This window comes from Brevundimonas sp. (assembly GCF_016463295.1).
Lineage (GTDB): Bacteria > Pseudomonadota > Alphaproteobacteria > Caulobacterales > Caulobacteraceae > Brevundimonas.
In genome coordinates this window covers 1-8,424 of the sequence record NZ_JAEMRO010000086.1, presented here as the reverse complement: position 1 = coordinate 8,424, position 8,424 = coordinate 1, and the positions used below count along the sequence as shown (strand labels likewise).

The window sequence follows — 8,424 nt, the reverse complement described above, 5'->3', positions numbered from 1 at the left end:
ACCGGCGAGCGCAAGGAAAAGACCGAGTGGCACCGGGTGGTCATCTTCAACGAGAACATCGTCAAGGTGGCCGAGAACTATCTGAAAAAGGGCTCGACCGTTTACATCGAAGGCTCGCTCCAGACCCGCAAATACGAGCAGGCGGGCGTCGAGAAATACACGACGGAGATCGTGCTGCAGAAATTCCGCGGCGAGCTGACCATGCTGGGCGGCCGTGACGGCGGTGGTTCGGGCGGTGGCGGTGGCTATGGCGGCGGTGGATCGCGCGGCGACGACGACTATTCCTCGGGCTTTTCGACGGGCGGGGCCAACAAGCCCAGCGGCCCCAAGGAAAGCTACGATCTGAACGACGACATTCCGTTCTAGGAACCGGGGGTCACCAGACCGCATCCTTGAAGTTCTGAAGGATACGCTGGTCGGCGGTGATCAATCTGGCACCGTCGGCCATGGCATTGGCAACGATCAATCGATCGAACGGATCGCGCGTCCAAGCAAACGTGCATGCCTTGCGCGCCACATCGGCGACGCTGGACGATGAAAGCTCAAGGCCCATGTCGAGGTTCAGCGTTTCGTACACAGACCAGGCAGACGTGGCCCTGATGCGCTGAATTTCGATCAGTATCTCGATTTCGACCAGAACATTCGGCGAAATAACAATGTGATCCAGCTTTTCAATGAGCCGAAGAGCGGGCCTGGAAAACTGGCTCCAGCGTTTGGCAGAAAGCCAGATGACGACCTGAGTATCGAGGTGGATCACTTGGCGTTCAGGTCGGCAAACTTGGTGTCAGGATCCCACGTCCAGTGATCATCATATGTGTCCAGATCATCCGGGACATCTTCGAAACCTGCGAGAGGTGGCCGGGCGACAAACCTTGCCCAGCGCTCCTGGGGCGTCATTTCGGCGACGGTCTTGTCAGGCGTCCGCGCAGTCAGATCAACCGCTCGACCATGCCGTTTCACCCGCAATGGCTCACCCGTTTCGGCCATACGATCAATGAGGCGAAACAGATCGCGGCGCAGTTCTGTCATAGTGACTTCGATCATGCGTACAACATGTGCTTGAGACATGTACATGTCAATGAAACGCGCGGTAACCGGGCTTGACGCGTGGAAGCTGTACAGACGTGGGATAGGCCTTGCATGACCACGCCCGACAAGCCGCACAGCCCGCTCAGCCTCGTCGAGGTCGCTGCCATCGCTGCGGTGGTGGTGATCTGGGGCGTGAACAATGCGGCGGCCAAGCTGGGGACCGAGACCCTGCCGCCATTGTTGATGGGCGCGATGCGGTTCGGGCTGGCGGCGGCCTGCCTGATCCCCTTCGTGCGGCCGCCGTTTCCGAACTGGAAGAGCCTGCTGATCATCGTGGGCGTGGGCGGGCCGATCCACTATGGCCTGATCTATCTGGCCTTCTGGCTGGCGCAGGATGTCAGCCCGGTTTCGGTGGCGGCGCAGCTGTGGGTGCCGTTCACGGCGCTGTTCGCGTTCCTGCTGCTGGGCGAGCGGTTGTCGAAATTCGCACTGATCGGCATGGGGGTGGCGTTCGCGGGCGTGGCCTGGATGACGCTGGACCCCCACGCAATCGAGGACTGGAAAGCGATCCTTGTCGCCATGGCTGCCAGTTGCGCCTGGGCCCTGACGACGGTGATCGCGCGGCGCACGACCTCCATTCCGCCGTTGAAGATGCAGGGGCTGCTGGCGCTGGTTGCCTTGCCCACCCTGGCCTTTGCATCCGCCGTCTTCGAGACGGGACACTGGCAGGCTGTGCAGCAAGCCGATGCGATGGTTTGGGCCAGCGTGATCTGGGCCGGGCTGGTGTCGTCGGTTCTGGCCACGACGCTGGTGTTCTGGCTGGTCCAGAAGCGCGAGGCGGGACGGGTGACACCCTATCTGCTGGCCACGCCGGTGGTCTCCATCCTGATCGGCTGGGGCTTCATGGGCGATGTGCTGACGGCGCAAATCCTGACCGGTGCCGCCCTGACCATGGGCGGCGTGGCCATCGTCGCCCTGGCCGAGCGGGGCCTGAGGGCCGGAGCGACCAAGGGCTGAACAAGAAAGGCCCGGACGTTGCCGTCCGGGCCTGAATCACTTGCCGCCCGAAGGTGTCTTAAAGGCCCGGCAGTTTGAAACCGCCGTCGCGACGCGGCGCGATGCTGATGCCGGAGTTGCCGACCAGCGCCTGATAGCGGGCGTATTCGGTCTGCGGATCGATCACGACAGCGCCATCGGCGGTCTGGGTCGTGGTCGCGGCCTGGCTGGCCGGGTCCTCGCGACGCCAGAACATGATGCGGTCGGCCCAGCCTTCTTCCTTGTGCGCCAGATCGCCGAACTCGTCGTCAACGACGTAGCGCGCCAGAGGATCGGCGCGGTCGCCACCGGCCTGGGCCACCAGGATCTGTTCGCCGGCCGAGCGAGTCACGGCCTGACGCTGACCCAGAAGGATCTGACGGGCAGCGGATTCTGGAGCCAGTTCCTGCGGGCGCGGCTGACCGGGAGCGGGCGGCGTCAAGCCATATTCCGGCGGGACGGTCAGCGGCGCGGTCGACACCGTCAGGAACTCGTCCGGCGTAACCTTGGACAGGCCGACGCTGCGCGACAGGCTGCTGCAGGCCCCGAGTGCCAGGGTGGACGCGGCCACGGTCAGGATGGTGAGGATACGAAGGCGCATGGTCACTCTCGGTGTCGGTCGGGAACCGCGCAGCCAAACGAGCGCGCGTATCGGACCTTGATGAAGCGTTTGATTACGACTTTTCGGCGGCGCCGCCAACCTTGGCCGCCTTCTCCGCACGCAGACTGTCCCAGATCAACAGGACGATGCCGATCGAAATAGCGCTGTCGGCGACGTTGAAGACCCAGGGAAAAAAGCCCGTGCCTGAAAAGTCGAGAAAGTCGACGACGAAGCCGAAGCGAATGCGATCGATCACATTGCCGATCGCTCCGCCCATGATGAGACCAATGGCCGTGATCAGCAGGCGTCGGTCCGCCCTCAACGCCCACCAGGCCAATGCCAACGAGATCACGACCGCGAAGACGCTCAGATACCAGCGGGCCGAGCCGTCACCGAACAGGCCGAAGCTGACGCCGCGGTTCTCGACCCAGGTCAGGTTGAAGATCGGCGGCAGGACGGCGACCTGTCCCATCTCGCGCAGATCGATACCGGAGATGATCCAGGCCTTGGTCAGCTGGTCGACGATGACGATGAGGAGGGCCAGGCCAAAGGCCGCATAGGCGATGCGTGGGATTTTCATTCGGGCCGCTGAATTGTGAAGCGCACGGGTTAGCAGCCCGGTCGCGGCCCGCGAAGAGGCAAATGCAGTCGCAGTCGCGAGAACAGGGCCTGAAGACGCCATTTCACAGCGTTCAAGGGTTGCCGTTCAGGGAACGCGGCCCCAAATGTGACGCTTAAACAAGCCGAGAACGATCAACGCCCGTAGTGAAGGAGCGCCGATGCCGCATGCCGACAGCCTGATTCTGATCCTGGTCGGCGGCTTCGTGCTGGCCTTCATTTTCGGCATGCTGGCGAACCGGCTGAAGCTGTCTCCATTGGTGGGCTATCTGATCGCGGGGATTGCCGTCGGCCCCCACACGGCAGGATTCGTGGCCGATCCGGAACTGGCTCCGCAACTGGCCGAGATTGGCGTGATCCTGCTGATGTTCGGGGTCGGCCTGCATTTCTCGCCCAAGGATCTGATGCAGGTGCGCAAGGTCGCGGTGCCGGGCGCAGTGGTGCAGATCGCTTCGGCGATCGGGCTGGGCTGGCTGCTGGGGCGGTTCGTGCTGGGCATGACGGATGTCGAGGCGCTGTTGATGGGCTTTGCCCTGTCGGTCGCCTCCACGGTCGTGCTGATGCGGGCGCTGGAAGAGCGTCGGCAGAACAAGGGGGAGATCGGGCGGATCGCCGTCGGCTGGCTGATCGTCGAGGATCTGGTGATCGTGCTGGCCCTGGTCATGCTGCCGATGATCATCCTGCCGCCCGGACAGGAGGTGGCTGCCGGCGCCCTGGCGCTGAATGTGGGCTGGACCCTGCTGAAGGTCGCCGCCTTCGTGGCCTTCATGCTGATCGTCGGCGGGCGGGCCCTGCCGTGGCTGCTGGTGCGGATCGCCCATACCAAGTCACGCGAGCTGTTCACCCTGGGCGTGCTGGCCATCGCCCTGGGCATCGCCTGGATCGCCTATCAGCTGTTCCACTCCTTCGCGCTGGGGGCCTTCCTGGCCGGGCTGGTGCTGAACGGGACGCCGCTGGGGCATAATGCGGCGGAGCGGTCGCTGCCGCTGCGCGATGCATTCGCCGTTCTGTTCTTCGTCTCGGTCGGCATGCTGTTCGACCCGATGATCCTGATCGAGCGGCCGTGGGCGGTGCTGGGCGTGCTGGGCATCGTCATCGTCGGCAAGACCCTGGCGGCGCTGGCCATTACCACGGCGTTCAAGCTGGATCGCAAGACCAGCCTGACCGTGGGCGCATCGTTGGCCCAGATCGGGGAGTTCAGCTTTATCCTGGCGGCGCTGGGCGTCAGCCTGGGGGCGATGCAGCAGGGCACACACGACCTGATCCTGGCCGCAGCCCTGCTGTCGATCTCGCTGCATCCGTTCGTCTTCAAGCTGATCGATCGGATGGGGGCTGCACCAGATCCGCAACGGATCGCCCGCGCCGAGGCCGCGGAAGCCTCGGTCGCGAGCGGGCCGAAGGTGACCGATCTGGTCTAGCCGCGGCTTACAACACCCCGATCATGCTCGCGACCAGCGGGTGGCGGACGATGTCGCGCTCGGCCAGCTTGACTACGGCGATGTCCGGCACGGCGGTCAAACGCTCGGCCACATCGGCCAGGCCGGAGATGCCGGGTAGCAGGTCGGACTGCTGGGGGTCGCCGGTGACCACCATGGTCGAATGCCAGCCCAGGCGGGTCAGCAGCATCTTGAGCTGAACGTAGGTGCAGTTCTGGGCTTCGTCGACGACGATGAAGGCGTTGTTCAGGGTGCGGCCGCGCATGTAGCCGATGGGGGCGATCTCGATCAGGCCCTCGGCCATCAGGGCCTTGACCCGCTTCATCGACAGGCGGTCGGACAGGGCGTCGTAGAGCGGGCGCAGATAGGGGGCCAGCTTGTCCTCCATGTCGCCGGGCAGAAAGCCGATGGATTCCCCGGCCTCGACGGCAGGTCGGCTGAGGACGATGCGGCCGATCTTGCCGGCCTCCAGCGCCTCGACCGCCTTGGCCACGGCCAGATAGGTCTTGCCCGTGCCTGCCGGACCCAGCGCCAGGACCAGATTGTGATGGTCGATGGCCGTCATCAGTTCGGCCTGGCCGTCCGACTTCGGCTTGAGAGTCTTCAGATAGGCCTGGTCGCGGTCGTCGTTGGAGGGCAGGGGCGACCAGCCCGCGTGTGTGGGCAGACGCCGCACCTTGGCATCGTCCATGAACTGGCGACTGTCCAGGACACCGTGTTCACGGCCGGTGTCGCGGGTCTGGCGCTTGATGGCTGCACGCTTGGTCATGGACGCCTCATTCCTTCAGGCATGAAAAAAGGCGATGCCGCAAAAGCATCGCCCGGGGTGACAGTGGGGAGGAAGTCGAAGACGGAAACGCATGCGCCGCCCGGGTCACAGACACGCCCTCTGCGAGAGGGTGGGACTGACAGCGGAGAGAACCGCCGACCGGAACGCGTCACGCGCGTCCTCCTTGGGCTATGACCGGACCGGGCTTGATCCGGCTTCGGATCCGGGGCCGAAATGGCGACCTCGAATCGCAGCAACACTATGATGCTAGCGTGGTTTACGACCTGTTAAAGCGCCCAATCGACCAAGAATAAGGCGATGATTTCATGACGGTTTATGCGTTGGCGGACAAGAAACCGCAGCTTCCGCCCGAGGGCGAATACTGGATTGCACCGAACGCTGTGGTGGCAGGAGACGTGATTCTGAAGCCCGGCGCCAGTATCTGGTTCGGGGCGGTGGTGCGCGGGGACAATGATCCGATCACGATCGGCCGGGATACCAATATTCAGGACGGCAGCGTGCTGCATTCCGACCCCGGCGAGCCACTGACGATCGGCGACGGGGTGACGGTGGGCCATATGGTGATGCTGCACAGCTGCGAGATCGGGGACAACACCCTGATCGGCATCGGGGCGGTGGTGCTGGGTCGGGCCAGGATCGGGAAGAACTGTCTGATCGGGGCCAATGCCCTGATCACCGAGGGCAAGGTCATACCGGACAACAGCTTGGTCATGGGCCAGCCGGGCAAGGTGGTACGCGAGCTGGAGCCGGGCCAGATCGAGGCGCTGAAGGCGTCGGCCCAGCACTATGTGCAGAACTGGAAACGCTATGAGACCGACCTGACGGAGGTATCAGCCTGACTTGGTCGCCAGCCCTTTCAGCTTGGCGAGGGCGGGCTTGACGAAGGGCGTCGTCAGCATGGTGGACGCGACCGCCATCAGCAGCAGGGCGGTGAAAGTGGTGTTGGTGATGATCTGCTTGTCCAGCAGGATGTTGGCGAAGATGATCATGATCAGGGCCTTGGTCTGGAGCAGCCAGCCGATGATCGAGGCCTCGCCCTTCTCCCACTTCAGCAGTCGCCCGGCGATGTGAATGCCCAGCAGTTTGCCCGAGACAGCGGCGACCAGCAGCAGGGCGGCCGCGCCGAAGACCATCAGGCCGCCGACGCCCCATTCCGTCTTCAGACCCGTGGACAGGAAGAAGACCGGCATGACGGCCAGCAGGATATGATCCCGGAATTGATCCATGCGCTCGCGGTCGAACCATTCGCTGTCCAGCACGGCCCCGGCCAGGAAGGCCCCGACCATGAAATGCAGCCCGGCCCAGTCCGCCGCCAGGCCGCAGGCCGCCAGCCAGATGAGACCGATGTACCAGCGGTCCGCCCCGGCCACCCGCCGCATCAGGGCGCGGACCGCCCAGGTGGCGGCGGTGAAAGCGATCAGAAAGCCCCCTTGGCGACCCAGTCGTTCCCAATCCAGCAGGATCAGCGCCATGACGGCCCAGATGGCGATGTCGTCCAGACTGGCATAGCGCAGGACCCGCTGGCCCAACTGCTGGCGCAGGATGTCCATCTTCTCCATCAGCAGGACCAGAATGGGCAGGGCGGTCACGGCACAGGCCATGCCGATGCCCAGGATGACCTGCCACGGTTGGCCTTCGGGGCCGGCCCAGCCCGGCGTGGTCAGCATGAACATGGCGGCCAGGCTGCCGAAGACCAGCGGCACGATCAGGGCCAGGGCGGCGGTGGTGCCTGTCTCGGCGCGCTTGGCCCAGGCCTGTTTCAGATCCAGTTCGATCCCGGCGATCCAGACGAAGATCATCACGGCCCACCAGGCGATGCCGTTCAGGGCGCTGACGACAGGGCTGGAAAAGACGAAGGCGTAATAGTCGGGGAAGGCCGCACCCAGCACGCCGGGGCCGAGCAGGATGCCGGTGATGATCTGGATCACGACCAGCGGAGCATAGTGATCGGTCCGGAACAGCCGCCAGATCAGCCACGGGACCGAAAAGATGATCAGCAGGGCGATCAGGAAGATTTCAGTGGTCGTCACGCGCACGTCCCCGGCAAGCGCAGCCATCTGGCCCCGGCCCAGTCATGCGTCAGGCGGGCAGACGCGGCAAGAGCCGGCAATCAGGCGATGCGTCGACCGTCGACGGCGGCCAGGCTGAGCGGCGCGCGGCCTGAATGGCCCACGCCGATGCAGATGCGACCGCTCAGCAGGCGGCTGTCACCGTCGCCGAACGCCAGGGTCGACAGCGGCGCATAGAGGCCGACGATGCGGTCGATCAGGCCCGACGCGCTGCGCAAGGGGGCCAGGGTCACCTCGATCAGGTCGCCGGACAGGCCGATGGCCGCCTTGATGACGACCGGGCGTGCCTCGCGAACGCTCTGGGTCACGGCGGCGGTGACCATGGCTTGCGAACTGTCCCGCCAGAGGGTCGTCAGGGGCCGTCGGCTCAACGACGTGCCATGGAAGGATTCGATCCAGCTGCCCGTGGTGCGCAGGCTGCAGCCATCGGCGGCGACTTCGGCCATGAAGAGGCGGGGCAGGCGAAGGCCCAGAGCGTCCGGGTGAAAGCTGTTGCGATCCGGGACGTCGGCCACGACGCCGGGGCGGCGCGACAGGCGGGTCCAGTGATCGATCAACAGATGTGTGTCGGCATGAAACATCGAAACGGCCTCCGGCTGCCGCGTCGCAAGACCCGCGCCGGGTCCGGGCCGGGCGAAGGCAACGGAAATGAAAGGCTTTTGCTGTCTTGATGTCGGCTGGAGCGCCGCACCCCTTGCGACGCGCATGCGAAATTTCTGGAGGGTCGGCCCATGCGGGTGCGGATCAAGACATGGCTGCCGGCCCTGGTGGGCTTCATCGCCCTGACGGCCTTTGCCGACAAGGCCGCGGCGCAGTGCGGCGCAGGCTGCGAGCCTCCGCCGCCCC

At 64.8% G+C, this 8,424-nt stretch carries 11 protein-coding genes; 4 read left to right on the top strand and 7 right to left on the bottom strand.

Annotated features, from left to right (window positions below):
* Nucleotides 1-366 (top strand): single-stranded DNA-binding protein (gene ssb, locus JHC81_RS12575; protein WP_292175211.1); only part of this gene is annotated, 366 nt, incomplete at its 5' end.
* Nucleotides 367-376: 10 nt separating this feature from the next.
* On the opposite strand, the gene JHC81_RS12570 is transcribed toward ssb, so the two are convergent.
* Together JHC81_RS12570 and JHC81_RS12565 are read right to left on the bottom strand one after the other, a co-directional pair.
* Entirely contained in the window at nucleotides 377-757 is a 381-nt protein-coding gene (locus tag JHC81_RS12570; RefSeq protein WP_292175210.1) for a PIN domain-containing protein, read from the bottom strand.
* Nucleotides 754-1,044: a type II toxin-antitoxin system Phd/YefM family antitoxin gene (locus tag JHC81_RS12565; RefSeq protein WP_292175209.1), complete on the bottom strand. Its 291-nt coding sequence runs from the start codon at nucleotides 1,042-1,044 to the stop codon at nucleotides 754-756. The genes JHC81_RS12570 and JHC81_RS12565 overlap by 4 nt, the downstream gene beginning before the upstream one ends.
* Nucleotides 1,045-1,140: 96 nt before the next feature.
* Here JHC81_RS12565 and JHC81_RS12560 point away from each other — a divergent pair, with 96 nt between their 5' ends.
* Nucleotides 1,141-2,046 carry a DMT family transporter gene (locus JHC81_RS12560; RefSeq protein ID WP_292175207.1) on the top strand — a complete coding sequence of 302 codons (906 nt, stop codon included), beginning with the start codon at nucleotides 1,141-1,143 and terminating at the stop codon, nucleotides 2,044-2,046.
* Between the two features lie 58 nt (nucleotides 2,047-2,104).
* Here the strand turns inward: JHC81_RS12560 and JHC81_RS12555 are convergent, their stop codons facing one another.
* Nucleotides 2,105-2,665 (bottom strand): DUF3035 domain-containing protein, encoded by a 561-nt coding sequence (locus JHC81_RS12555; RefSeq protein WP_292175205.1) that lies wholly within the window; start codon nucleotides 2,663-2,665, stop codon nucleotides 2,105-2,107.
* 73 nt (nucleotides 2,666-2,738) lie between these two features.
* Entirely contained in the window at nucleotides 2,739-3,245 is a 507-nt protein-coding gene (gene lspA, locus JHC81_RS12550) for a signal peptidase II (RefSeq protein ID WP_292175203.1), read from the bottom strand.
* Between the two features lie 199 nt (nucleotides 3,246-3,444).
* On the opposite strand from lspA, the gene JHC81_RS12545 reads away from it, so the two are divergent.
* On the top strand, nucleotides 3,445-4,701 hold the full coding sequence (locus JHC81_RS12545; RefSeq protein ID WP_292175201.1) for a cation:proton antiporter: 1,257 nt from the start codon (nucleotides 3,445-3,447) through the stop codon (nucleotides 4,699-4,701).
* Between the two features lie 7 nt (nucleotides 4,702-4,708).
* On the opposite strand, the gene JHC81_RS12540 is transcribed toward JHC81_RS12545, so the two are convergent.
* Nucleotides 4,709-5,488 (bottom strand): PhoH family protein, encoded by a 780-nt coding sequence (locus JHC81_RS12540; RefSeq protein WP_292175199.1) that lies wholly within the window; start codon nucleotides 5,486-5,488, stop codon nucleotides 4,709-4,711.
* A 326-nt stretch (nucleotides 5,489-5,814) separates the two neighbouring features.
* Between JHC81_RS12540 and JHC81_RS12535 the strand changes: the two genes are divergently transcribed.
* A complete protein-coding gene (locus JHC81_RS12535; protein ID WP_292175197.1) occupies nucleotides 5,815-6,348 on the top strand; it encodes a gamma carbonic anhydrase family protein in 534 nt (177 codons plus the stop codon).
* On the opposite strand, the gene JHC81_RS12530 is transcribed toward JHC81_RS12535, so the two are convergent.
* Nucleotides 6,340-7,539 (bottom strand): cation:proton antiporter, encoded by a 1,200-nt coding sequence (locus JHC81_RS12530; RefSeq protein WP_292175195.1) that lies wholly within the window; start codon nucleotides 7,537-7,539, stop codon nucleotides 6,340-6,342. The genes JHC81_RS12535 and JHC81_RS12530 overlap by 9 nt on opposite strands.
* 80 nt (nucleotides 7,540-7,619) lie before the next feature.
* Nucleotides 7,620-8,159: a PAS domain-containing protein gene (locus tag JHC81_RS12525; protein ID WP_292175193.1), complete on the bottom strand. Its 540-nt coding sequence runs from the start codon at nucleotides 8,157-8,159 to the stop codon at nucleotides 7,620-7,622.
* Between the last annotated feature and the right edge of the window lie 265 nt (nucleotides 8,160-8,424).